The organism is Thalassovita mediterranea (assembly GCA_019448215.1).
Taxonomy (GTDB): domain Bacteria; phylum Pseudomonadota; class Alphaproteobacteria; order Caulobacterales; family Hyphomonadaceae; genus Henriciella.
In genome coordinates this window covers 2,766,035-2,791,370 of record CP080408.1, presented here as the reverse complement: position 1 = coordinate 2,791,370, position 25,336 = coordinate 2,766,035, and the positions used below count along the sequence as shown (strand labels likewise).

At 59.6% G+C, this 25,336-nt stretch carries 21 protein-coding genes; 16 read left to right on the top strand and 5 right to left on the bottom strand.

From position 1 onward, the window contains the following. Positions 1–32: 32 nt before the first annotated feature. From dnaE to KUV46_13540, 15 genes are all read left to right on the top strand, one after another. Positions 33–3,452, top strand: a complete 3,420-nt coding sequence (gene dnaE, locus KUV46_13610; GenBank protein QYJ00362.1) for a DNA polymerase III subunit alpha — start codon at positions 33–35, stop codon at positions 3,450–3,452. A gap of 139 nt (positions 3,453–3,591) precedes the next feature. Beyond that, on the top strand, positions 3,592–4,422 hold the full coding sequence (gene rpsB, locus KUV46_13605; GenBank protein ID QYJ00361.1) for a 30S ribosomal protein S2: 831 nt from the start codon (positions 3,592–3,594) through the stop codon (positions 4,420–4,422). A gap of 32 nt (positions 4,423–4,454) precedes the next feature. Next, complete coding sequence (gene tsf, locus KUV46_13600) at positions 4,455–5,369, top strand: translation elongation factor Ts (GenBank protein ID QYJ00360.1); 915 nt, start codon at positions 4,455–4,457, stop codon at positions 5,367–5,369. Between the two features lie 89 nt (positions 5,370–5,458). After that, the gene (gene pyrH / locus KUV46_13595; protein QYJ00359.1) at positions 5,459–6,196 is read left to right on the top strand and encodes a UMP kinase; all 738 of its coding nucleotides are present in this window, start codon (positions 5,459–5,461) and stop codon (positions 6,194–6,196) included. 18 nt (positions 6,197–6,214) lie between these two features. Beyond that, the gene (gene frr, locus KUV46_13590; protein QYJ00358.1) at positions 6,215–6,769 is read left to right on the top strand and encodes a ribosome recycling factor; all 555 of its coding nucleotides are present in this window, start codon (positions 6,215–6,217) and stop codon (positions 6,767–6,769) included. Next, positions 6,769–7,527, top strand: coding sequence for an isoprenyl transferase (locus KUV46_13585; GenBank protein ID QYJ00357.1), 759 nt, complete (start codon positions 6,769–6,771; stop codon positions 7,525–7,527). Before frr ends, KUV46_13585 begins: the two co-directional genes overlap by 1 nt. Beyond that, entirely contained in the window at positions 7,528–8,355 is an 828-nt protein-coding gene (locus KUV46_13580; GenBank protein ID QYJ00356.1) for a phosphatidate cytidylyltransferase, read from the top strand. Beyond that, positions 8,355–9,554: a 1-deoxy-D-xylulose-5-phosphate reductoisomerase gene (gene dxr / locus KUV46_13575; GenBank protein ID QYJ00355.1), complete on the top strand. Its 1,200-nt coding sequence runs from the start codon at positions 8,355–8,357 to the stop codon at positions 9,552–9,554. The genes KUV46_13580 and dxr overlap by 1 nt, the downstream gene beginning before the upstream one ends. Then, a complete protein-coding gene (locus KUV46_13570) occupies positions 9,554–10,735 on the top strand; it encodes an RIP metalloprotease (protein ID QYJ00354.1) in 1,182 nt (393 codons plus the stop codon). The genes dxr and KUV46_13570 overlap by 1 nt, the downstream gene beginning before the upstream one ends. Positions 10,736–10,769: 34 nt before the next feature. Next, the gene (bamA, locus tag KUV46_13565) at positions 10,770–13,337 is read left to right on the top strand and encodes an outer membrane protein assembly factor BamA (GenBank protein QYJ00353.1); all 2,568 of its coding nucleotides are present in this window, start codon (positions 10,770–10,772) and stop codon (positions 13,335–13,337) included. 19 nt (positions 13,338–13,356) lie between these two features. Further along, positions 13,357–13,983 (top strand): OmpH family outer membrane protein, encoded by a 627-nt coding sequence (locus KUV46_13560; GenBank protein QYJ00352.1) that lies wholly within the window; start codon positions 13,357–13,359, stop codon positions 13,981–13,983. Positions 13,984–13,992: 9 nt separating this feature from the next. Beyond that, the gene (lpxD, locus tag KUV46_13555; GenBank protein QYJ00351.1) at positions 13,993–15,009 is read left to right on the top strand and encodes a UDP-3-O-(3-hydroxymyristoyl)glucosamine N-acyltransferase; all 1,017 of its coding nucleotides are present in this window, start codon (positions 13,993–13,995) and stop codon (positions 15,007–15,009) included. Beyond that, positions 15,006–15,797 carry an acyl-ACP--UDP-N-acetylglucosamine O-acyltransferase gene (gene lpxA, locus KUV46_13550; protein QYJ00350.1) on the top strand — a complete coding sequence of 264 codons (792 nt, stop codon included), beginning with the start codon at positions 15,006–15,008 and terminating at the stop codon, positions 15,795–15,797. Before lpxD ends, lpxA begins: the two co-directional genes overlap by 4 nt. Before the next feature lie 10 nt (positions 15,798–15,807). Next, entirely contained in the window at positions 15,808–16,647 is an 840-nt protein-coding gene (lpxI, locus tag KUV46_13545) for a UDP-2,3-diacylglucosamine diphosphatase LpxI (protein QYJ00349.1), read from the top strand. 6 nt (positions 16,648–16,653) lie between these two features. Then, positions 16,654–17,799 carry a hypothetical protein gene (locus tag KUV46_13540; GenBank protein ID QYJ00348.1) on the top strand — a complete coding sequence of 382 codons (1,146 nt, stop codon included), beginning with the start codon at positions 16,654–16,656 and terminating at the stop codon, positions 17,797–17,799. Here KUV46_13540 and gltA read toward each other — a convergent pair. Both gltA and gltX read right to left on the bottom strand, forming a co-directional pair. Beyond that, positions 17,796–19,103, bottom strand: a complete 1,308-nt coding sequence (gene gltA / locus KUV46_13535) for a citrate (Si)-synthase (protein ID QYJ00347.1) — start codon at positions 19,101–19,103, stop codon at positions 17,796–17,798. The genes KUV46_13540 and gltA overlap by 4 nt on opposite strands. A gap of 24 nt (positions 19,104–19,127) precedes the next feature. Next, complete coding sequence (gltX, locus tag KUV46_13530) at positions 19,128–20,612, bottom strand: glutamate--tRNA ligase (protein ID QYJ00346.1); 1,485 nt, start codon at positions 20,610–20,612, stop codon at positions 19,128–19,130. Positions 20,613–20,846: 234 nt separating this feature from the next. Here gltX and KUV46_13525 point away from each other — a divergent pair, with 234 nt between their 5' ends. After that, on the top strand, positions 20,847–22,751 hold the full coding sequence (locus KUV46_13525; GenBank protein ID QYJ00345.1) for a ComEC family competence protein: 1,905 nt from the start codon (positions 20,847–20,849) through the stop codon (positions 22,749–22,751). Here KUV46_13525 and lexA read toward each other — a convergent pair. From lexA to trpD, 3 genes are all read right to left on the bottom strand, one after another. Further along, positions 22,748–23,431: a transcriptional repressor LexA gene (lexA, locus tag KUV46_13520; GenBank protein QYJ00344.1), complete on the bottom strand. Its 684-nt coding sequence runs from the start codon at positions 23,429–23,431 to the stop codon at positions 22,748–22,750. The two genes, KUV46_13525 and lexA, sit on opposite strands and share 4 nt — an antisense overlap. A 64-nt stretch (positions 23,432–23,495) precedes the next feature. Then, positions 23,496–24,296: an indole-3-glycerol phosphate synthase TrpC gene (gene trpC / locus KUV46_13515; protein ID QYJ00343.1), complete on the bottom strand. Its 801-nt coding sequence runs from the start codon at positions 24,294–24,296 to the stop codon at positions 23,496–23,498. Continuing rightward, positions 24,296–25,321 carry an anthranilate phosphoribosyltransferase gene (gene trpD / locus KUV46_13510; protein QYJ00342.1) on the bottom strand — a complete coding sequence of 342 codons (1,026 nt, stop codon included), beginning with the start codon at positions 25,319–25,321 and terminating at the stop codon, positions 24,296–24,298. The genes trpC and trpD overlap by 1 nt, the downstream gene beginning before the upstream one ends. Positions 25,322–25,336: the final 15 nt, after the last annotated feature.

The window sequence follows — 25,336 nt, the reverse complement described above, 5'->3', positions numbered from 1 at the left end:
GGGGCATAATCCTCGCCTGAGAGGAGCCCGCCTTGTCCGAGCCGCTTTTTATCCATCTTGCCGTGCGTACCAGCTTCTCGCTTCTCGAGAGCATGATCACGCCAAAGGATCTTAAAGCCTGGGCCGTCGGCAATGGGGTCCCGGCCGTTGCGGTGACTGACAGAAATAATCTGTTCGGCGCACTGGAGATTTCCGAAACGCTGTCTGGCGCTGGCATTCAGCCGATCATGGCGTGCTGTTTCGATGTGACCGATGGTGGGCATCAGGAGTGGCTGACGCAGGTTTCGGTCTATGCGCAGAATGAGATTGGCTACAAACGTCTCATGGAGCTGTCCTCCTATGCCTATCTTGAGGCGGCGGATGGCGTGCCGCGCCTCAAGAGAGAGCATCTGTTTGAGAAGACGGACGGCCTGATCCTTCTGACCGGCGGCATGCGGGGCGAGGCTGCGCAGTATATCCTGAAGAACAAGCAGGCCGACGCCGAGGCGACCCTGTCGAGCTTTGCTGAAGCCTATCCGGGGCGCTGCTATGTCGAACTTACGCGCCACGGTCTGCAGGAAGAGGCGGACAGTGAACCGGGCTTGCTGGAAGCGGCCTACAAGCTGGGCCTGCCAGTGGTCGCCACGCACGATGCGCGGTTCCTGAACCCGAAGCACGCCCACGCTCATGACGCGATGATGTGTATCGCGAATGGTGAGTATCTTGGTCAGGACGACCGCAAAAGGGTCTCGCAGGACCAGTATCTGAAGGCGCCTGCCGAGATGATCGAGCTCTTCGCCGATCTGCCGGAAGCGGTCGCCTCGACGGTAGAGATCGCGAAACGCTGCGCGGTGCGTGCGCGCACGCATGAGCCGATCCTGCCGAACTTTGGCGACGGAACACGCTCAGAGTTTGAAGAGTTGCGCGTTCAGGCAGAGGAAGGGCTGGAGCAGCGCCTTGCCGAAGCGCCGCAGCTCTACGCGCCGAAAGAGACCTATATAGAGCGGCTCAATTATGAGCTGGGCATCATCAAGAAGATGGGCTTTCCGGGCTACTTCCTGATCGTTGCCGACTTCATCAAATGGGCCAAGGAGCAGGGGATCCCTGTTGGGCCGGGCCGTGGCTCTGGTGCGGGTTCTGTCGTCGCCTGGGTGCTGACGATTACGGACCTCGATCCGCTTCGCTTTGATCTTCTGTTCGAACGCTTCCTTAACCCGGAACGCGTGTCGATGCCTGACTTTGACGTCGACTTCTGTCAGGAGCGGCGCGGCGAGGTGATCCGCTATGTGCGCGACAAGTATGGCGCCGACAGTGTGGCCGCGATCATCACCTTCGGTACGCTGCAGGCAAAGGCTGTGGTGCGGGACGTCGGCCGCGTCATGCAGATGCCCTACGGCCAGGTCGACAGGCTGGCAAAGCTCATTCCGTTCAACCCTGCCAATCCGCCGAAGCTGCAGGATGCCATCGACGATGAGCCGAAGTTTGATGACGAGGTTGCGCAGGATCCGCGCGTCGGAGAGTTGCTGAAAACGGCACTGGCGCTTGAAGGGCTGTATCGTAATGCCGGTACGCACGCGGCGGGCGTTGTTATCGGTGATCGTCCGCTTACGGAACTTGTGCCGCTCTACAATGATCCGCGCTCTGATCTTCCGGCTACGCAGTTTAATATGAAGTGGGCGGAGGCGGGCGGCCTCGTCAAGTTCGACTTCCTCGGCCTGAAGACGCTGACGGTTATCGACCGCGCGCTGAAATTCATCCGGCGCGATGGCCGCGATGTTGGCCCTGAGTGGGATACGCTGGACGACAAGGACACCTATGAGCTGATGGCGAGCGGCCAGACGCTGGGCGTATTCCAGCTTGAAGGCCAGGGTATGCGCGATACGCTGCGCAAGGTTCGCCCGCACAACCTCGAAGACGTCATCGCGATCATCTCGCTCTATCGTCCAGGTCCGATGGACAACATCCCGGTCTATGTGGCGGGTAAGGAAGACCCAAAGAACGTCCATTATCAGCACCCCGATCTCGAGCCGATCCTTGAGGCGACTTATGGCGTGCCTGTCTATCAGGAACAGGTTATGCGAATGGCGCAGGAGATTGCGGGCTATTCGCTCGGCGAAGCTGACCTTCTGCGCCGGGCCATGGGTAAAAAGAAGGTCGAGGAAATGGTCGCGCAGCGCGCGCGCTTCCTCGACGGTGCGCAGAAGCTCAAAGGCATCGAAGCGCCGCTCGCCAACGAAATCTTCGACACGATGGAGAAGTTCGCGGGCTACGGTTTCAACAAGTCGCACGCCGCCGCTTATGCGCTTATCGGTTACCAGACCGCGTATCTGAAGCGCCACTTCCCGGTCGAGTTCCTTGCCGCCTCTATGAGCCTCGACCTGCAGAACACCGACAAGCTTGCTGCCTTCGTGCAGGAATGCCGACGTCTTGAGATCGATATCATCCAGCCGGATGTGAACCGGTCGACGGCCGACTTCGACGTTGAGAATGGCGCGCTCGTCTATGCGTTGGGCGCGCTTAAAGGCGTGGGCCTTGAGGCCATGCGCCAGCTGGAAGCCGAGCGCGCGGTGCGCGGGCCTTTCCAGTCCTTGCATGACTTTGCAGAGCGCGTTGATCCGAAATCCGTGAACAAGAAGTGCTTCGAGCAGCTATCGCGTGCAGGCGGGTTCGATTCGATTGAGCCCAATCGGGCGACCTGCCTCGCATCGGCGCATCTGCTTTCGGCCATGGCGGTTTCGGCGGCCGAGGACCGGGCTGGCGGGCAGGGCGGCCTGTTCGGTGACGCAGAGCCTGCGGTGAAGGCGACATTGCAGGAAGTGTCCTCCTGGAATGGCCAGCAGATCCTCGATGAGGAATTCGCAGCGGTCGGCTTTTATCTCAGCGGCCACCCGCTCGACGATGTGCTCGACAGTCTTGAGGAAGGGCGCATCACGCTTTCAAACGAGATTGCCGATGTGGCCGTGGACGGGCGACCCCTTGAACTGATTGGCGTCGTGCGCCGCCGGGTCGAAAAGCCAGCCCGCAATGGTGGCAAGTTCGCTTTTCTGACGCTGTCTGACCCGACCGGTGAGGTCGAGCTGATGGTGATGCCGGAAGTGCTCGATAATTTCCGTGATCTCATGTCACCGGCCAGCAGCATCTGCGTCATGGTGAATGTGCGCCGGCAGGAAGAGGAAATCCGCCTCTCGGTGAAGCATGTGAAGCCGATTGAGAAGGCGCGGATTGGCAAGAAGGCGAAAGCGCTCGTCGTGCGCCTGTCGCGCGGCGCTAACTTTGATGAGCTGGCGGCCGTGGCCGAGCGACTCATCAACGCGCCGGGTGCGGACCGGGGCGAGATTTTCCTTGAGCTGCCGCTTGTTGATGGCCGTATCGTCTCCATGAAGCTTCCGGCCGTCTATGCGACGGGGCTTGAGGCGTTGCGCGCGCTCAAGATGGCATCCGGCGTCTCACGCGTGGACACGCTCGCGGCCTGACAAAGCCCGGTTGCAATTGGGCCCGTTTTACGTATATGGCAGCGCTCTAAACCCCCGATGCGCGGATCATCCGGTGTCGAGCTCAGTGGTTTGAGCCCGATAGTGTCCGTGCCGGTCAACCGGAAGAGGAAGAAATATCATGGCTCTGCCTGAATTCACGATGCGTCAGCTGCTCGAAGCTGGTGTTCACTTCGGCCACCAAACCCACCGCTGGAACCCAAAGATGAAGCCATTCATCTATGGCGATCGCGCGGGTATCCACATCATGGACCTGTCCAAGACTGTGCCGCTGCTTCACCAGGCGCTGGTCCAGGTTCGCGACACGGTTGCAAAGGGCGGCCGCGTTCTTTTCGTCGGCACCAAGCGCCAGGCGGCGCAGCCGATTGCAGAAGCCGCAGAGCGTTCTGCTCAGTACTTCATGAACCATCGCTGGCTCGGCGGTACGCTGACCAACTGGTCAACCGTTTCCAAGTCGATCAAGCGTCTTCGCGAGCTTGACGAAGTTCTCTCTGATCGTGACGCTTCGGGCCTCACCAAGAAAGAGCTCCTCGTTGTCGAGCGTGAGCGCGACAAGCTGCAGCGCGCCCTTGGCGGTATCGCAAATATGGGCGGCCTGCCGAGCCTCATGTTCGTGATCGACACGAACAAGGAGCAGATCGCCATCAAGGAAGCCAAGAAGCTTGGCATCCCGGTCATCGCCGTGATCGATACCAATTGTGACCCGGACGATGTCGACTTCCCGTTCCCGGGCAATGACGACGCCGCCCGCTCGATCTCGCTCTACTGCAACCTGATTGCAGATGCGGTTCTCGATGGTCTGGCTGAATCGTCGGCTGGCCTCGGTATTGATCTTGGCGAGTCCGAAGACATCGACGCGATGGCCGAAAGCGACGTTGCCGCCGCTGATGCTGCTGCCAGCGAAACTGCTGAAGCAGACGCAGGCGAAGAAGAAGCCAAGGCTGACAGCTAAAACCTGAAACTCAATCTGGAAGGATCATAGAGATGGCACAGATCACCGCCGCTCTGGTCAAGGACCTGCGTGACCGCACGGGCGCAGGCATGATGGATGCGAAAAAAGCGCTCGTCGAAAATGATGGTGACACGGAAGCCGCTGTTGACTGGCTGCGTGCGAAAGGCCTCTCCAAGGCCGCCAAGAAAGCGGGCCGCGCTGCGGCTGACGGCCTGGTTGCTGCGCTGCTGTCATCCGACGGCACGTCCGGCACGCTGGTCGAGCTGAACGCTGAAACCGACTTCGTTGCCCGCAACGAGAAGTTCCAGTCCGCACTCGCAGGCATCGCCAAGACCGCGCTCGAAACCGACGGTTCGCTCGAAGCTGTCCAGAACGCACCAGCGCCAAAAGGCGATGGTACGGTCAACGACATGATTACCGGCCTCGTTGCGACGATCGGTGAGAACATGACGCTTCGCCGCGTTGCGAAAATGACCGCTGAAGGCGGCCAGGTCGCTGCTTACGTTCACAGCCCGGAAGCTGAGAACATGGGCAAGATCGGCGTGCTCGTCGCTGTCGAAGGTAGCGACAATTCGAACCTGGCTGAAGCTGCCCGCAAGGTTGCGATGCACGTTGCTGCAACGAACCCGGCATCGGCAACGACGGCTGACCTCGACCCTGAGCTGGTTGAGCGTGAGCGTCAGATCCTGACCGATCAGGCCCGCGAAAGCGGCAAGCCTGACAATGTCATCGAGAAGATGATCGAAGGCCGCCTCAACAAGTTCTACAAGGAAGTTGTCCTTGTCGAGCAGCCATTCGTGATGAACCCGGACCAGACGGTCGCCGCGTTCCTGGAAGAGCAGGGCGCAACGCTGAAGGGCTTTGTGCGCTTCGGTCTTGGCGAAGGTGTCGAGAAGGAAGAAGACGATTTCGCTGCTGAAGTCGCTTCCATGACCTCCGGCTCGTAAGGCCTGCAAAACTCATCTTAAAGTCTCCCGGCTGCCCATGACAGGCAGCCGGGAATCCTTTACGAGCTAAGCGGCCTTGGGAGACAGTCATGACAACAGAGACCGACCATAGCAGCGAGCTCGTCTATAAACGTGTTCTCCTGAAGCTGTCGGGAGAGGCCCTGATGGGGCCATCGGAATTCGGCATCCACATGCCGACCTGCCTACAATTTGCCGAAGAGATATCTGGTGCGATCCGCCAGACAAATGTCGAGCTGTGCCTGGTCATCGGCGGCGGCAATATCTTCCGCGGTCTTGCCGGTGCTGCCAATGGCATGGACCGCTCTCAAGCTGATTCGATGGGCATGCTCGCCACCGTGATGAACGCGCTCGCGATGCAGAGCGCGCTTGAGCAGATCGGCACACCGACGCGGGTTCAGTCCGCGATCCCAATGGATACGGTCTGCGAGCCATACATCCGCCGCCGCGCTATCCGCCACATGGAGAAAAAGCGTGTGGTCATCTTCGCGGCGGGCACGGGCAATCCATATTTCACCACTGACACTGGCGCGGCCCTGCGAGCTGCCGAGATGAATTGCGACGCGATGTTCAAGGGCACGCAGGTCGATGGGGTCTATTCAGCTGACCCGAAAAAGCATGCGAACGCTGAGCGTTACGAGCAGCTTGGCTATCAGGAGGTCCTTGCGCGGGACCTGCGCGTCATGGACGCGTCAGCTGTCAGCCTGATGCGCGATACAAGCATTCCAATTGTCGTGTTCTCACTTCACAAAAAGGGCGCATTGCTAGACGTTCTGCGTGGGGTCGGAACATCGACGCTCATCTCTTAATGTGCGAGAACAATTGCCATGAGTATAAACAAAAAAGATCTTGAGCGCCGCATGGAAGGCGCCGTTGCTTCGCTCCAGTCGGACCTTGCTGGCCTTCGTACGGGCCGCGCATCGCCGAACCTGCTCGATACCGTGAATGTGCCGGCTTATGGCTCGACCGTTCCGCTGAACCAGGTTGGTTCTGTCTCTGTGCTCGACGCGCGCACCTTGTCCGTGAATATCTGGGACAAGTCCGTTGTTGGCGCCGCTGACAAGGCGATCCGCGAATCAGGACTTGGCCTGAACCCGGTCACTGATGGCACGACGCTTCGCATCCCAATTCCGGTCCTTAATGAGGAACGCCGCGCTGAGCTTTCGAAGATCGCCGGCAAGTATGCCGAGCAGGCCCGTGTCGCCGTGCGCAATGTGCGCCGCGATGGCATGGATCAGCTGAAGAAAGCCGAGAAAGACAATGACATCAGCAAGGACGAGGCGCACGGCCTGTCTGACGATGTCCAGAAGCTCACCGACACGTACATAGCCCGCATTGATGAGATCGTGAAGGCAAAAGAAGCGGAGATCATGCAGGTTTGATGGCGCAGCCGGCTTCTAACGGGGTTCCCGAATTTGCCGACCCGTCCAGTCTGCCAGCCCATGTCGGAATTATCATGGACGGGAATGGCCGCTGGGCGACCCGGAATGGCTTGCCGCGTTCAATTGGACATGAGCGCGGCGTCGATGCCCTGCGCGAAACTGTAAAGGCAGCGCAGAAGCTGGGCCTGTCCTATCTCACGGTCTACTCGTTTTCGACGGAGAACTGGCGCCGCCCGGTGGCCGAGGTCACGGCGCTGTTCGCGCTGCTGCGCCACTTCATCAAGAAGGACCTGAAGCGCCTGAAAAGCGAGAACGTGAAGATCAGCGTTTTCGGGACACGCGCAGGATTGCCTGACGATATCTGTTCCTCGCTCGACCTCGCTGTGAACGAGACCGCCGAGAACACGCAGTTCAATCTTGGCATTGCCTTCAATTATGGCGGGCGCGAGGAAATCACACGGGCAGCGCGTCTTATCGCAGAGAAAGTCGCTTCAGGCGCTATGAAGCTCGATGACTTCACCGAAGAAGCGATCTCGCAACACCTCGACACGAAGACGTTTCCCGATCCTGACGTGATTATCCGCACAGGTGAGGAGCACAGACTGAGCAACTTCCTCACATGGCAAGGCGCCTATGCCGAGCTCGTCTTCATGGATGTTCTCTGGCCCGAATTTGGTGAGACACACCTTCGTAAGGCACTTGAGCGGTTCGGCGCGCGAGAGCGTCGTTTCGGCGGTCTGGGTAAGGAGGCGCGCTAGATGGTTGCGTCGAGGCCCGGTAGCCATAAGTCGAGAGAGCTGGCGCTGAGGCTACTGTCCGCGCTCGTCCTCATACCATTTGCGCTATTCGTCGTTGCGACTGGCGGCATGGTTCTGGCGATCGCCTGTGCCATCTTTGCTGCCATCATGGGGTATGAATGGGCGCGGATGACGGCGTCACCTATCATGCCGGCCACCGCCGTTCTCGCGGCCGTCTGTGTTTTTGCGGCCTATTTCGGAGACTGGAGCGTCTCATTCATTGCGCTTCTTGTCTCCGCTGGCCTGATTTTCCTCATTCACCCATCGCGTATCAATGATCGCGCAGTTGCAGCCTTCGGTGTCTTCTATAGCGCAGGCCTGCCGCTCGGGCTGTTCTTTCTGCGCGAGGGGACCTGGTATGGTCAGGCGGCCGCGCTGATCCTCATGGGGACTGTGTGGGCCTCGGATACCGGTGCCTATTTCGCAGGTCGCGGCTTTGGTGGCCCGCCGCTGGCGCCAAAGGATTCTCCGTCGAAAACCTGGAGCGGCGCTATTGGGGCGATGATCTGCAGCGGCCTATGCGGCCTTATAGCGGCAGGCCTGCTGGACGCTTCGCGCATCTCCTGGCTGTTTGCGGGCTTTGCCATTTCCATCGTTGCCCAGTGGGGTGACCTTTTTGAATCTTCGCTCAAGCGCCGTTACGGCGTTAAAGATACCAGCGGCTTCTTGCCCGGACATGGCGGTGTCATGGACCGTGTTGATGGTCTCGGCATGGCGGCTGTGTTCTGTGCCGCCACGATGGCGCTCATTGCGCCGCTTCACGGATTGCTCGGACTGCAGGCCAGCTAATGGCCCGCAAGCTCAGCATACTCGGATCAACAGGATCGATCGGACAGTCAGCGCTGTCAGTTGTCGCACATGCCAACTCAGTCGCCGATGAGCCAGCCTTCGAGATCGAGGCTTTGACTGCGCACACGAATGTGGAGTTGCTTGCGTCGCAGGCGCTGGAGTTTGGTGCGCGCAGAGCTGTCATAGGCGAAGAGCGATTTCTTGATGCGCTGAAGTCCCGGTTGGCTGGTACCGGGGTTGAGGTGCTGGCAGGGGCGTCTGCTATTGAAGATGTGGCTCGGCTTCCTGTTGACCGCGTGCTCGCCTCCATTGTCGGCATAGCGGGCCTCGCTTCTACTCACGCCGCACTTGATGCAGGTAACGACGTCGCACTTGCCAATAAGGAAAGCATGGTCTGCGCTGGACCGCTTCTGAAGAAAGTCGCGGCGAAGACGGGGGCACTCATCGTTCCTACCGATTCTGAGCACAATGCGATGTTCCAGGTCATGGAGCGCGCCGAGGATGTCGAGCGCCTTATTCTGACAGCGTCGGGTGGGCCATTCCTGCGCACGCCGCTCGAGCAGCTTGCGAAGGTGACGCCTGAGCAAGCTTGCGCGCATCCGCGTTGGTCGATGGGCCGCAAAATATCGGTCGATAGCGCAAGTTTCATGAACAAGGCGCTTGAGCTGATCGAGGCGAGCTACCTGTTTGACGTGCCTGAATCGCGCATCGATGTTCTCGTCCATCCGCAGTCGATCATTCATTCGCTCGTCAGCTATATTGATGGCTCATTCCTTGCACAGCTCGGCTCACCAGATATGCAGACGCCGATTGCCCACGCTCTCTCATGGCCGAATGGCCGCGTTCCGACCGCCGTCGAGCGGCTGGATCTTGCCGCGATTGCGCGGCTCGATTTCGAGAATGTGGACGACAGGCGCTTCCCTTCCATCAGGCTCGCGCGTGCTGCACTGAACGAATCAGATGCCGCCGTAATCGTCCTCAACGCGTCGAATGAGGAAGCGGTTGAAGCGTTTCTGACCGGGCGCTGCAAGTTCACAGACATCAACCGTGTGAACGAGAAAGCTGTATCGCAGCTAAGCCATCGTTTCACTCACACGGGCGACTGTCTAAGCCTCGACGAGATCGGCTATATAGATGCTGAATCGCGCAAGCTTGCGCGGGAACTGGTTGCATCAAGCATGGCCGGCGCGAAGGATTGATGATGATGATGGATGGATTTCTCAGCCAGGGCCCGATCTTTATTGTCTGCCTCGTCTTCATGCTGGGCGTCGTGGTCGTCATTCACGAGCTCGGCCACTATCTCGCAGGCCGCTATTTTGGCGCGGGCGTCGAGTCGTTTTCGGTTGGCTTTGGCAAGCCGATTTTCGAACGCAGCGACAAGCGCGGAACGAGGTGGCGCGTAAACTGGATCCCGCTGGGCGGCTTTGTGAAATTCGTTGGCGAAAGCCAGCTTCCGGGCGATGTCGGCAAGATAGAGCAGGGGCCAGTCGGCAAGCCATTCCATGAGATTGGCGTATGGCCGCGTACGGCAATTGCCGCGGCTGGCCCGGCAGCGAACTTTGTGCTGGCGGCTCTCATTTTCGCGGTCTTCTTCTATTTCAACGGCGCCTATCAGGCGCGTGTCGGTGTGACGAGTGTCGTCGAGGGCGGCGCGGCAGCGGAAGCCGGGATTGAGACGGGAGACATATTTGTTTCCATGGGCGGCGAGGCTGTCGACAATGCCGGCGACCTGCAGACAATTGTCTCCATGTCGAGCAACAAGGAGTTGCTCACCATCGTCGAGCGCGATGGTGAGGAAATCCAGCTGACCGTCACGCCGCAGCGTCAGATGCGCGAGAATGCGGTCGGTCAGGTCCAGGCTCTCGGCACGATCGGCATCACGCTTCAGGAAATGCGCGATACAGCGCAGAGAATTGACTACAATCCGGTCGAAGCACTTGCCATGGGCGGCGTCCAGACCTGGGACACCGTGTCCAAGACGACTGACATGATTGGCCGGATGATTACAGGCAAGGAAGCGCTGAGTTCTCTCAGCGGACCGGTTGCTATCGGTGATATCAGCCGACGGGTTGTGAACCGGACGATGGCGAATAGCGAAGTGCCATTAGCAACGCGTATCAATGCACTCTTCTGGAGCATGATGACGATCTGCGCGGCCGTGTCTGTAGGAATCGGATTCTTTAATTTACTTCCATTTCCTGTTCTTGACGGTGGCCACATCGTGTTCAATTGCTATGAAGCATTCGCGGGCAAGCCATTGCCTGCACGTATACAGGAGGGGGCCCTTATGGCCGGTATGTTCCTGCTTTTGGGGATGTTTGTCTTCATTACCTGGGGCGATGTACTGGAAACAGGGCTGTTCAACGGCGCTCGAGGCTGATAGCCGATTTCCGTTGTAAATTGAGAGAGACGCCATGCGATCAGTCTTCGTTGCTTCCATGATTAGCGTTGCCGCGTTGCTCGGCACGTCCACTGCGGTCGGTGCTTTGCTTTCAGCGAGCGCTCAGGCGCCGCAGTCTGGCGAGCGTATCCGCACGATCCAGGTCGAAGGCAATGAGCGTATCGAAGACCGCACGATCCAGTCCTACCTGCTGGTCGAGCCGGGCGATCCGTTTGACGCCGAGCGTATCGATCTCTCTCTGAAAACCCTCTTTGCGACGGGCCTGTTTGCGGACGCGTCTTTCGAGAAGTCCGGTCCGGACCTTATCGTTCGCGTGGTTGAAAACCCGATCATCAACCGCGTCATCTTCGAGGGCAACAATGCCATCGATGATGAAAAGATGCGCGAAGAAATCCAGGTCGCCCCGCGCGGTATCTTTACCGCAGCGCGCGTGCAGGCAGACGTTCAACGCATTCTTGAGCTTTACCGTCAGTCCGGCCGCTTCGCAGCGACCGTGGAGCCGCAGTACAAACCACTGGAGCAGAACCGCGTCGATCTCGTCTTCGTGGTCAGCGAAGGCCCGGTTACCGGCGTGCGCTCGATCAACTTTATCGGCAACGAAGAATATGCTGACCGCCGTCTACGCAGCGAAATCGCTACGCGCCAGTCGCGCTGGTGGCGCTTCTTCAGCTCGAACGACAACTATGACCCGGGCCGTCTGGAATATGACCGCGAGCTTCTGCGCCAGTTCTACCAGAATAATGGTTACTACGACTTCCGCGTTGTCTCCGCCGTCGCTGATCTGACGCCGGACCAGGAAGACTTCTACATCACCTACACGGTGGATGAGGGCGATCAGTATAATTTCGGTAGCGTGGAAGTCTCGACCGAGCTCGACAAGCTGAACAGCACTGCACTTCGCAACGCGCTCTCCATTCAGGAGGGTGACCTTTTCCGCGGCAATCGCATCGAGAGTGCAATCGATACGCTGACCTATGCTGCGGGTATCGCAGGTTATGCGTTCGTCGACATCACGCCGGACCTGCGCCCGAACCCTGAGACCAATACGGTCGATGTAACCTTCGCCATTGATGAAGGCCCACGCGTCTATATCGAGCGGATCAATATTGTCGGGAATACGCGGACGCTTGACCGCGTTGTGCGCCGGGAACTTCGCGTCTCTGAAGGCGATGCGTTCAACCGCGTGCTCCTCGACCGCTCGCGCAACCGCGTGCGGGCGCTCGGCTACTTCAAGGAAGTCGAGATCACGGAAAATCCTGGCTCGCAGCCGGACCGGACAGTGGTTGATGTGAAAGTTGAAGAGCAGCCAACCGGCGAGCTTTCTTTCGCGGCGGGTTATTCCTCGGTCGACGCATTCCTTTTCGATGTCAGCGTTTCTGAGCGCAACCTGCGCGGCCGGGGCCAGACGGCCGTGGCGCGCATCTCCGCATCGCAGCGCCAGCAATATGTTGACCTTCGCTTCCGTGAGCCGCGCTTCCTCGATCGCAATCTGGCGGCCGGTATCGACATCTTCTCGTCCCGGTCTGACTTCGAGTCGTTTTCGGGCTTCACCTCGAACACGATTGGCGCAGGCGTAAATCTTGGCTTCCCGCTGACGGAAAACACCAATCTTGGTCTGCGCTATAGAATTCAGTCGGACGAGCTTGAATTCGTAGATGTGCGCCGTGTCATCAATGACGCCGATGGCACGCTGGCGACAAGGGATGTTGTCAACGATGCCGGCACGCCGGACGATCCATCGGACGACTTTACCCAGACCCTGCTCGTGCCCGTTAACGCTGATCCGCTTCCGGCGGGAACCAGCATTCTCGATATCTGCGATCCTGCGGTTAGCCCTGTGGTCCGTCCAAGCTACTGTCGGAATGAACGTGCCGAGCTGTCTTCAATCATTGGCTACACCTTTAACTGGGATCGCCGGAACGACCCGATCGCGCCGACAGGCGGCTTCGACTTCTCGTTCAGCCAGGATGTCGCGGGTCTCGGCGGCGACGTTCAGTACATCCGGACGGAGACGTCTGCTGCAGCCTATCGGGGCATCTTCAAAGGCGTCCGCGCCAGCGTGCGTCTGTCTGGCGGCTTGATCGAACCGTTTGGCAACGATGATGGTATTCGTATCAATAACCGCTTTTTCCGCGGCGGGAGTACTTTCCGCGGCTTTGATGTTGCCGGTCTCGGGCCACGCCAGATTGTGCGCGAGTTCGACGAAGACGGGAATGAGGTCCGCCTTTTCAAGGGGCAGTCCCAAGGCGGCAAAGCGTACTATCAAGCAACGGCTGAGCTGACCGTGCCAAACTTCCTTCCTGAGGAATATGGCATCGATACAGCCCTGTTCGTTGAAGCCGGTTCGGTTGGCATGCTGGATGATGTCGACGTCGATCCGACGACCGAAGTTCAGTGCCGCGTTGGCGTACTGTGTATTCAGTCGACACCAACCGGCATGGGTCTGCGGGCAACTGCAGGCCTCTCGGTGGGCTGGGACTCGCCGTTCGGACCAATCCGGTTCGATTTCTCTCAAATCATCAGGAAAGAAGAGTACGACCGGACCGAAACGTTCAGGTTCAGTACCTCAACACGCTTCTAGAAGTTCTCAGGAGGAACTCATGAAACTCATTAAAGCCGCAGCGGCATCCGTCGCTGTTGTCATGTCGTCTGTTGCCCTCGCCGCACCGGTTGCGCAGGCACAGAATTCGCAGGTCGTCGTAATCGATCAGCAGCGCGTTATGGCTGAGAGCTCTGCGGGGCTCGATATTGCCCAGAAAGTTCAGCAGATCAGCACCACGATCCAGTCTGAACTGACGCCAGAGGCAAACGCCCTCCAGCAGCAAGGCGAGTCGCTGGAAGCGCGCACCGCCAACATGTCCATGGAAGCGATCGGCGCCGACCAGGCTCTTCGGACAGAAGTCGAAACCTATGCGCAGCGCGCGCAGCAGTTCAGCCTCGACCGCCAGTTCGCCGCAGCTGAACTGCAGGCAACCGAACGTGCTGCCTGGACGCGCTTCTACCAGGCGCTTCAGCCCGTCCTCGAGCAGGTGATCACCGAAAACGGTGCAAGCGTGATGCTTGATACCTCGCAGACGGTCTGGTCTTCGGAATCGGTTGATGTGACTGCTTCGGTCATCACAAAGATGAATGCGGCGCTGCCGAGCGTCGAAGTGACCCGTCAGCGTCTTTCGCCCGAGGCTCGCCAGCGCCTCATCCAGCAACAGCAACAACAGCAGCAACAGTAGTCTTTCGCCGTGCCAGCAGACCCAAGGTTCTTCCGTTTTCTCGGGCCCGTCCGCCTTGGGGACCTGGCTGCTGCGACTGGCGCTGAGCTTCTCGGCGATGCTGAGGCCGTCGCGACGAATGTCGCTGCGGCTTCCCGCGCGCGTGGTGGCGAGGTTTGCTACTATGAAGGCAAGAAGAGACCGGCAGCTGACGCGATAAGTTCTGATGCTGCCGCCTGCTTCGTCCGGCAGGATTTTGCAGACACGCTGCCGGAAGGCGTCGCGGCGCTCATCACACCATTGCCTCGCTACGCGCATGCCGTCGCAGCCCGCCAGCTTCTCCAGTTTCGCGATTGGGGCGACGTAGAAGAGCCACACGAAGCGACGAATATCCATCCGAGCGCGCGAATTGCTCCGACAGCGCATATTGGCGAGGGCGCTGCCATTGGTGACCGTTCGATCATTGCGCCAAACGCGGTTATCGGCCCGGGCGTACAGATTGGCCGCGATTGCGTAATTGGCGCCAATGCCAGCATCCAGTGCGCCCTGATCGGCAACAGTGTCAAAATCTATTCCGGCGCGCGCATTGGAGAGGCCGGCTTCGGTGTCATGCCAGGGCCGGGCGGAGCAGAAGATGCGCCGCAATTCGGCCGCGTGATCATTCAGGATGGCGTCACCATCGGCGCGAACAGCTGCGTTGATCGCGGTGCATTCGATGACACGATTATTGGTGAGAACACCAAGATCGATAATCTCTGCCAGATCGCTCACAATGTGGTCCTCGGCCGCAATGTGCTCATGGCGTCGTTTGGCGGCATCTCCGGGACCGTGACCGTCGGTGACGGCGTCCAGCTTGGCGGCCGGGTCGGTATTGCGGATCATGTAGTTGTCGGAGAAGGTGCGCAGATCGCAGCTTCTGCCGGCGTATTCCGCGAGATCCCGGCTGGAGAGACATGGGGGGGCACGCCTGCGCGACCTGTCCGTGAATGGATGCGAGAGATTGCTTGGGTGCAAAAGCAGACTTCGAGGGAAAGGCGCAAATCTTGACCACAGTGATTCACCCGACAGCAATTGTCGAAGAAGGTGCGAGCCTAGGGCAAGACGTCAGCGTAGGCGCGTTTGCCTATGTTGGCACCGAAGTCACACTGGGCGATGGCTGCCGCATTCATCAGCGGGCGACCGTAACCGGCCGGACGGAGCTTGGTGCGAATGTCGAAGTCTTTCCAGGCGCCGTCATCGGTACAGCGCCTCAAATCCTGAATTTCAAGGATGACGGGACGTCTCGTCTGGTCATTGGCGCTTCAACCGTCATCCGCGAGCATGTGACCATTCATGGCGGCTCGCCAGCGCATGGTGGCCTCACCAAGGTCGGCGAAAACTGTCTCTTCATGGTCGGCGTTCATATCGCCCATGATTGTATCGTCGGCGATAAATGTGTTTTCGCGAACAATGTCGCGCTCGGTGGCCATATCGTCGTGGCTGATCAGGTCTGGATGGGCGGCCTTGCTGCTGTGCACCAGTTCTGCCGCATCGGCCAGCATGCCTTCGTTGGCGGCGGTGCCATCGTCGTTGCTGACGTCATCCCGTATGGCTCTGTCATCGGCAACCATGCCCACCTTGCCGGTCTCAATATTGTCGGCATGAAACGTAGAGGGTTCAGCCGCCAGTCTATCCATGATCTTCGCGCGGCCTACCGGATGCTGTTTGCCAAGGAGGGCACTTTCAGCGAACGGGTAAAGGACGCTGAGGAGACCTATGGTGAGTGCGCTGAATTGATGCAGATCATCGACTTCATTCGCGCCAGCAAGAACCGGTCGCTCTGCCTGCCTGAATAGGCCATCCAGTATGAAGAAACTCGCCATCATTGCCGGACTGGGAGACCTTCCGGTCTCGATCGCATCGGCGGCCCAGGAACGGGGGCAGGACGTTCACGTCTTTCGCCTGTCCGGCTTCGAGGAGAAGCGCCTTGAGAGTTTCGACCATGAGACGGTCGGGATCGGTCAGATTGGACACCTCATCAAGCGCCTCAAGAAGGCCGGCTGTGAGCAGGTCGTGTTCGCTGGCATCGTGAAGCGGCCGAACTTTTCCAACATCAAGCTCGACATGCGCGGGGCAAAGCTTCTGCCGCGCGTGCTTAAGGCAGCGCGCAATGGCGATGATGCGCTGTTGCGTGTGATCGTGGGTGAGCTTGAAGCTGAAGGCTTTGAGGTCATAGCGGCGGAAGACGCGGCGCAGGACCTGACTGTTGGCGAAGGCGTTATCTTCGGCCGGGAGCCATCAGAAAGTGAGCTCGCTGACCTTCGCAAAGCGGCGGCGATCGCAGGCGAAACCGGACGACTGGATATCGGGCAGGGGTGTGTCGTGTGTGATGGGCTCGTCCTGGCCGTCGAGGCTCAGGAAGGCACCGACCGCATGCTCGCCCGGATCAATGATCTGGAAGACGAGATCAGGGGCACGCCGACCTCGCGGCGCGGCGTGCTAGTCAAGCGCCCCAAGCCCATTCAGGAGCGCCGCATCGATCTGCCGACGATCGGTCCGGCAACGATCGTGAAGGCCGCTGAGGCGGGCCTGGTTGGCGTAGGTATCGAAGCTGACGGCGCGCTTCTTCTCAATCGGGACGAGATTGGCAGGCGTTGCTCAGAGACAGGTGTGTTCCTGTTCGCTTTCCCGAAGAATTGGACCTGATCATCTATGGCATCCAGCATCTACCTTGTTGCCGCTGAAGCCTCCGGCGATCTTCTGGCTGCAGAGATCGTCGACGAGCTGCGACGTATAGATCCGGATGTGACGCTTAACGCCATCGGCAGCGACCAGCTTGCCGCGCGTGGCCTTTCTTCGCCGATAGACGTGTCGGTGCTTTCCGTTGTCGGCCTGCTCGAAGGCGTGAAGATCTATCGCGAGGTTGTCGCGCTCGCGGATGCGGCGGCAGATGCCATCATAGAAGCGGCGCCGGATACCGTTGCCCTTGTAGACTCCTGGGGGTTTACGCTTCGCGTCGCCCAACGCGTGCGCGCACGCGCTCCGCATATCAGACTGGTGAAGGTCGTGGGCCCTCAAGTCTGGGCCACACGCCCCGGCAGGGCAAAGACACTTGCCGAGACTGTCGACCACCTCGTGTGCATTCACGGGATGGAAGCACCATTCTATGAGCCCTTCGGACTGCCTGTGACGGTGATGGGAAATCCAGCGCTGTCACGCGGTCATAAGGGAGATCCGGACGCTGGGCGGCTCGCAATGGATGTGGGTGCAGCACCAGTACTTCTCGTACTGCCGGGGAGCCGGCGCAGTGAGATTGACGGCGTTGCGCCTGAATTGCTCGAAGCGGCTCAGCAGGTGAAGCAGGCCCGCGGCGATATACGCGTCATCCTTCATCCCGCGTCTAACATTCGTCCATATTTCATTGAAAAGTTTGGAAACCGGTTCGATTGGGCCGACCTGAGTCCGGAAACTGCTGACCGTTTCGATGTCATGTCAGCGGCAACGTATGCGCTTGCCTGTTCGGGAACGGTTACAAGCGAGCTGGCCTTTCAGGACACGCCGTTTCTTGTTGGCTACCAGACCGGCTGGGTGACCTGGTCGCTTGCGCGCTTCTTCCTATTCAAGCCGACCCATATCACGCTTCTGAACATCGCTGCGGACGATACCGAAGTCGTGCCGGAATTCGTTCAGACAAAGTTCAAGGCCAGAAGGATGGCAGACGAAGCGCTGCGCATGCTTGGTGATGAAGAGGCCCGCCAGGCCCAGATCACTGCACAGAAAAACGCCCTCGCACGTATGGGCGAGGGCGATCTTCGATCTGCTGAGATTGCAGCGAAAGTGCTGATCGAGCGCGACTAGCCGCGCTCTGACACTGGTTTGAAGTCGCGCAGCGGTGCGCCGGTATAGATCTGGCGCGGGCGGCCGATGCGCTGGGTCGGGTCGTCGATCATCTCATTGAGCTGCGACACCCAGCCAACGGTGCGGGCAAGTGCGAAGAGGACCGTGAACATCTCGGTCGGGAAGCCCATCGCATCGAGAATGATGCCGGAGTAGAAATCGACGTTTGGGTAGAGCTTCTTCTCGACGAAGTAGTCGTCTTCAAGGGCGATCTTCTCAAGCTCCATCGCGACTTTGAGGATCGGCGTGTCCTTGATGCCGAGCTCGTTGAGAACCTCGTGAGCGGTTTCCTGCATGACCTTGGCGCGTGGGTCATAGTTCTTATAGACGCGGTGACCAAAGCCCATGAGCCGGAACGGGTCGTCCTTGTCTTTCGCGCGGGCGATGAATTCCGGGATGCGGTCAACAGAGCCGATCTCGTGCAGCATGTTGAGGCAAGCCTCATTGGCGCCGCCATGCGACGGACCCCAAAGACAGGCGACGCCCGCTGCAACTGCGGCGTATGGGTGTGCGCCCGATGAGCCAGCAAGGCGGACAGTCGAGGTCGACGCGTTCTGCTCATGGTCAGCGTGCAGAATGAAGAAGCGGTCCATCGCTTTCGCGAGGGTCGGGCTGATCTTGTAATCTTCTGCCGGCACCGAGAAACACATGCGCAGGAAGTTCTCTGCATAGGAGAGGTCGTTGCGCGGGTTCACGAAAGGCTGGCCGATCGAGTATTTATAAACGCGCGCTGCCAGCGTCGGCATTTTCGCGATGAGGCGGATTGATGCCAGACGGCGCTCTTCCGGGTCAGCGCTGTCCATCGAGCTTGGATAGAAGGCCGACATGGCGCCGACCGTACCGGTCAGCATGGCCATTGGATGGCTGTCACGACGGAAACCATCGAAGAAGCGGTCCATCTGCGTGTGAAGCAGAGTGTGCTGCGTGATTTCGCGCGCAAAGTTCTTGAACTGGGTGCCGGTCGGCAGCTCACCGTTCAGAAGGAGATAGCAGACCTCAAGATAGCCGGACTGTTCGGCAAGCTGGTCGATTGGATAGCCGCGGTGAAGGAGAACACCTTCTTCGCCATCAATGAAGGTGATTTGCGACTCGCAGCTGGCGGTCGAGGTGAAGCCAGGGTCGAGTGTGAAAACACCTGCCTCACCGTAAAGCTTTTTCACATCGACGACGTTTGGACCGAGCGTCCCGCTCAGGACTGGCAGTTCGTGGGATTTGCCGTCAATTTCAATTTTCGCCGTCCCGGCAGGTTTCGTCTTGTTGATCATGTCTGCTCTCTCATCCGTGTCGGTCTATTCACTCTGCATGTCAGTGCGAGCGAGGTGAAAATCAATGCGTGACAGGGTCTCATTGCGGCCGAGCCATTCCATGACCGGCGCGAGGTCCGGTGCAGGAAGTCCTCCGGTCAGGGCCGCACGAACGGGCGGGCCAATCTGGCCAAAGGACAATTCGTTTTCAGCGCAGTAAGACTGTAACGCCTGTTGCAGTGCGGTATCGCGCCATTCCTCTACATTGGCAATGGCTTGGCGCAAATCAGAAAGACGTTCGAGGCTGTCACCAGAGAGGGCCTTGCGGGCCTTCTTGTTGAGATTGTCGGTATTGGCGCTCCAGAGGAAGCGGAACGCCTCTGCCAGCTCTGGCAGGGTCGCACCGCGGTCCTTCATGGAAGGAAGGGCGGCGGTGATCCGCTCCAGAATCGTGTTGTTCAGAGGCTCGCCCTTCGCTTCCTCGAGCCATGGCTTCAGAAGCGTCAGAAGGCGCGCATCGTCGCAGGCGCGGATGAAGTGCGCGTTGACGTCATTCAGCTTGGCAAGGTCCAGCCGGGCAGGCGAGCGATTGATCGCCTCGATCGAAAAGACCTTCGCTGCCGACGCCAGCGTGAAGATTTCTTCGTCGCCATGGCTCCAGCCAAGACGGAGGAGGTAGGAGTTCAGCGCTTCGGGCAGATAGCCCATATCGCGGTAGGCGGTCGTGCTGAGTGCGCCATGACGTTTTGACAGTTTGGCGCCATCATCGCCGTGGATCATCGGCACATGCGAGAAGTTCGGCACGTCCCAGTCCATCGCCTGGTAGATCGGAATCTGGCGGAATGTGTTGCGCAGGTGATCGTCGCCGCGAATGACATGGGTGACGCCCATATCATGGTCGTCGACGACGACGGCCAGCATGTAGGTCGGTGAGCCATCTGCGCGGAGCAGGATGAGGTCATCGATCTCGCGCGCGGCGACCTTTACCTCGCCCTGGACGCCGTCCTGTACGATGATCTGACCATCGTCAGGCGCGCGCAGGCGGATTGTGTAGGGCGCGTCCGGTGCTGGCGCATCTCCGCCATCGCGCCACGGCGAACGGAACGGAGCGAGCAGTTCTTCAGCCTTGCGTAGTAGCGACTGGCGGTCGGCTTCGCTGACGCCGTCCTGTTTCGCAGCGGCGCGAGCGGCTTCCCCTTCATCGCGGCGGGCCTGGAGTTCTTCCGGGGTCGCATAGCAACGAAAGGCACGGCCATTCGCGACCATGGCCTCGGCGCATTCGACATGGCGTCCGGCCTGCGCGCTCTGGAAGACCGGCGCCTCGTCAGCGTCGAGGCCGAGCCAGCTCATGCCGTCGAGAATCGCGTCGACGGCTTCCTGGGTGGAGCGCGCCTTGTCGGTATCCTCGATCCGCAGCAGGAATTTTCCCTGGTTGCGGCGTGCAAACAAGTAGTTGAAAAGGGCTGTGCGTGCGCCGCCAATGTGGAGCATGCCAGTCGGGGAGGGGGCAAATCGCGTTATCGTCGTCATCAGTCTGACAAACTGTCCGGTTCTGCTTCTGATCAGGTATCTGGGCGCCATGAACACTCTGAAAGGGCATCAGGCAAGAGGCGCGCTGATTTCCCTCGCGGAGGCTCTGCAGAGAGCCGTGTTTTACACCTCGTTCTGAATGGCCCGCTCTATTTCGCACTCGGACTTTGTCTCGGTGCGATTGTCTATTTTACCGTCCCTTTCGAGCCGCCGCTGCTCATTCTTCTTGCTCTGATGGCGGCGGCGAGCGGCGCTGTATTCTTTGGTCTTCGACATGCAGAAGGCTTTGCGCTCCGCCTCTTACTCATGCTGATCATGGGGGCTGTGTGCGGCTCGATGGTGTCTAAGATCCATACGATGGTCCGGCCAGCGCCGCCTGTGCAGCAGATGATCGGCCCGACCATGATTGAAGGCTGGGTGAGCGCGGTGGAGCCTGGTGAGAAGGGCGTGCGCTTGCGCCTCGACGTCCATGCGATCGGGGGCATCGATCCTGAGCGGCTTCCGAAACGTATCCGGCTCACGCATTCCCTGTCATTGAATGTCGCGCCAGGACGCTTTGTGCGCTGCTGGGCTGTTCTGAGGCCGCCGCCGCAGCCCGGCATGCCTGGTGACTATGCTTTCAACCGGCAGGCCTTCTTTGATGGGCTGGACGGGGTCGGATATGTGCAGGGGCGTTGCCGGGGCGGGACGCTTGGGGCGCAGCGGGGCTTCATGGAAAGGCTGAGCAGCACGGTAAGCATCATGCGCCGGTCGCTCGCGATCCATGTAAGGGATGCGGCTGGTGAGCGCGCTGGTGGGATTGCTGCAGCGCTGGCGTCTGGCGACCGCAGCTTCATGGAACAGGCTGATGTCGAGGCGCTGCGCCGTGCAGGACTTGCTCATTTGCTTGCGATCTCAGGCCTGCACCTCGGGATTGTTGGCGGTCTTGTCTATGTCAGCGTGCGCCGCGTGCTGTCGCTCTGGGAATGGTTTGCGTTGCGCGTCCCCGTTCAGAAGCCGGCAGCCGCCGTCGCCCTGACTATGACGGCGCTTTACCTCGTGCTGTCTGGCGCGAGTATCTCGACGCAGCGGGCCTTCATCATGGCCGCAGTCTTCTTCGGGGCCATTCTTCTGGATCGATCGCCTCTCAGCTTTCGCTCCTTTGCCGTCGCGATGGCAGCCGTCATCCTTATCCAGCCTCATAGCGTGATGACACCCGGTTTCCAGATGTCATTCGCTGCAACGGGCGCGCTGATTGCCACTTATCTTGTCTGGCGGGAGAGACGTCAGACCCAGGCCGACAGGACGTCCAGCAACGGGTTCGTATTCACGCTGCAGTCTCTTGTGGTGACGTCGATTGTCGGGGCAGCGGCGACTGCCCCATTCGCGCTCTATCATTTCGACCGTGTGGCGCCGGGAGGGCTTTGGGCGAATCTTCTTGCCATGCCCATCATCACGTTCGTCAGCGCGCCTCTGGCAGGACTGGCGCTCGCGACGGCGCCTATCGGGTTGGACGAGCCATTTCTTCGCCTGTTCGGCTGGTCGCTCGAACAGGTGCTGGCGATCGCTCACTGGGTATCAAACCAGCCCGGCAGTGATTTCATGATCAGGGAGCCGATGCCCGCAGGTGTTCTGCTCGTACTGAGTGTCGGGCTGATCGCAATCTGTCTGGTGCGAGGCCTGCTATACCGCATCATCGCGACTGCCGGGACCGTTCTGACTGCCGCAATCGTATGGATGAGCATGCCGTCCATCATCCTTCACTGGTCTGCATCTGGTCAGGTGCTGGTGCACGACGAAGGGATGGGATGGCACAAACTCTCCATCGCCAATGGCGATGGCTTGCCGCCGCTTACGCTTGGCGATCTTGAAGCCGGCGATGAGTGCCGCGGAAAGACATGTAGTTTCAACACCGCTGCTGGCCTCATCGCCATCGTCGACGGTGAACCCTCCTGCATACGAGATGCCGCCTATGTGCTGCTTGCTGAGGATCGTCAGACACTCTGCACAGCGGCGGAAAGCGTCATCATATGGAATGACGTAGAGGAGGCAGGCGGCCTCAGCCTGATCCGGAGCTGGAGCGGTCGAACGCACATTAGCGCCATGCGTTGCGGCAGGCGCAAATGGCAGCCTTGTTCTGGAAACGCTTTTACCGACTAGTCGTACCGGCGTACGAGCGCGACGAGACGGCCCTGGATGCGCACGCGGTCCGGCCCGAAGATGCGGGTCTCATAAGCCGGGTTTGCCGCTTCAAGCGCGATTGATGCGCCCTTTTTGCGAAGACGTTTGAGCGTCGCCTCTTCCTCGTCGATCAGCGCCACGACGATGTCCCCGCTATGGGCATCTTCGGTGCGCTTCAGAATGACGAGGTCACCATCATGGATGCCTGCATCGATCATGGAGTCCCCCTTCACCTCGAGCGCGAAATGTTCGTCGCCCTCCGGAAGGTCGGCAGGTGGATGAATGCGATTGGTTTCGTGCTGGATCGCTTCAATTGGAACACCGGCAGCGATGCGGCCAAGCACAGGGATTGTTTTGCCGGACATTGCCGGCGCCGGCATCGCATTTCCGACAACACTCGGACGGAATACCTGGCGTCCGCGCGGTGGCGCAGCAGGGGCCGCTGAATCCGGAAGCTTCAAGACTTCAAGAGCACGTGCCCGGTTCGCGAGCCGTTTGATGAAGCCTCGCTCTTCAAGCGCCGTGATCAGGCGGTGAATACCCGATTTGGAAGCGAGGTTGAGCGCTTCCTTCATTTCGTCGAAAGAAGGTGAGACCCCATCGCGTTTGATTCGCTCATGGATGAAGAGCAGCAGCTCTTTCTGTTTATTGGTCAGCACGTTCTGGCCTCCGGATCAAAAACCTGTTTGTTCACATGTGTTCTACATGCGTTCCCGTTTCAGGTCAATCGTCAAGAGACTTTCTCAGATTTTCGCAGGTGCCAGTGCGGTTTTGCGCTTTCATGAGGCTTTCACCAATCAGGAAGCGCCGTGCTCCGCTTTTTGCGAGACGCTGGATGTGTTCGGGTTTGGAAATACCGCTTTCTGAAATGAGGGTCTTTCCTCCGCCCAGCAGTGGGGCAAGCCGTTCAGTCGTTGAAAGGTCCGTCACCATACGTTTAAGGTCGCGATTGTTGACGCCCACCAGAGAGCACGCCAACGCATTGGCGCGCGCGAGCTCGTCCTCATCGTGCACTTCCACGATAGCGTCCATGCCAAGCTCAGACGTTGCGGCCAGCAGGTCAGTAGCCAGCGCATCATCGACGGCGGACAGGATCACAAGAATTGCATCGGCGCCAGCGGCGCGCGCTTCTGCGACCTGGATGGGGTCGATCATGAATTCCTTGCGGAGCAGCGGAATGCTGACCACGTCGCGGATGGCGCGAAGGTCATCGAGCGACCCGCCGAAGCTCGGATAGTCCGTCAGTATTGAAAGACAGGCCGCACCGGCGCTCTCGTACTCCTGTGCGATAGCGATTGGGTCGGCCCCGGGTAGGATATCGCCAGCGGATGGCGATTTGCGCTTGAGTTCGCAGATCAAGGCGGCGTTCCCGGTTGAGGCCACTTCGGCAAGGCGGCGCTCAAAACCCCGTGGTGTTGGCGCTGACTTCGAAGCGTTTAGAAGCGCGTCCATCGTCGTCTGACGTTTCAGTTCAGCGACTTCGCCTCGCTTGTATTTAATGATGCGGTCGAGCGCGGTTGCCATCAGGAAGCCTTCCCTGAGCTGATATCTGCCAGAAGAGAAAGAGTGTGGAGTGCACGGCCGCTATCGATGGCGTCGGACGCAAGCGTAACGCCGTGGCGGAGATCGTCCGCAATGCCAAGTAGCGTCAGGCCTGCCGAGGCGTTGAGCAGGACCACGTCGCGGAACGGGCCGGGCCGGCCTTCAAGCAGGTCGCGAATAGCCCCAGCATTGTCATCAGGCGCGCCGCCTTCGAGTGCGGAGAGGGGGCTGGTGTCTAGACCTGCATCGGCCGGTGTTATTGTGAGCGAGGTGATCTGGCCGTCAGCAACTTCGCGGACTTTCGTCTCACCGGAAATCGAGATCTCGTCGATGCCATCGACGCCGTGAACGACCCATGCCTTTTCGATGCCGAGCTTGAGAAGGGTTTCAGCCATGGGGTCGAGCCAACGCTCATCATAGACACCGAGGATCTGGTGCGTCGCGTTGGCGGGGTTCGACAGGGGCCCGAGAAGATTGAAAATGGTGCGGATGCCGAGGCTTGCACGGATCGGCGCGACATGGCGCATTGCTGAATGGTGACTGCGGGCAAACAGGAAGCCGACGCCAGCTTTTTCAAGACAGCGTTCGAATGTCTGTGCCGTGATGTCGAGTTCGACACCCAGGGCTTCGAGCACATCAGCTGAACCGGTCTTTGGTGGCACCGAGCGATTGCCGTGCTTTGCGACGCGTCCACCACAGGCAGCGATGACGAGCGCACTTGCGGTGGACGTGTTGAGCGATTTCCAGGGAAGACCGCCCGTGCCACACGTATCGAGGACAGGGCCTGCTGCATTCACCGTGCGCGCGTGCCGGCGCATCGCCTTTGCGCCCGCAAAGAGCTCATTCGACGTCTCGCCGCGAACGGCCAGCCCCATCAGAAAAGCGCCCACCTGCTCGGGTGTGCCTTCGCCGGTCAGCAGCGTATCAAAAGAAGCCTCGAGCACCTCTACAGGAAGCTCTTCAGATCGGGCGAGCGCCTTGATTGCGTCACTGAGCGATTGGGTCATTCATCTGTCTTCCAG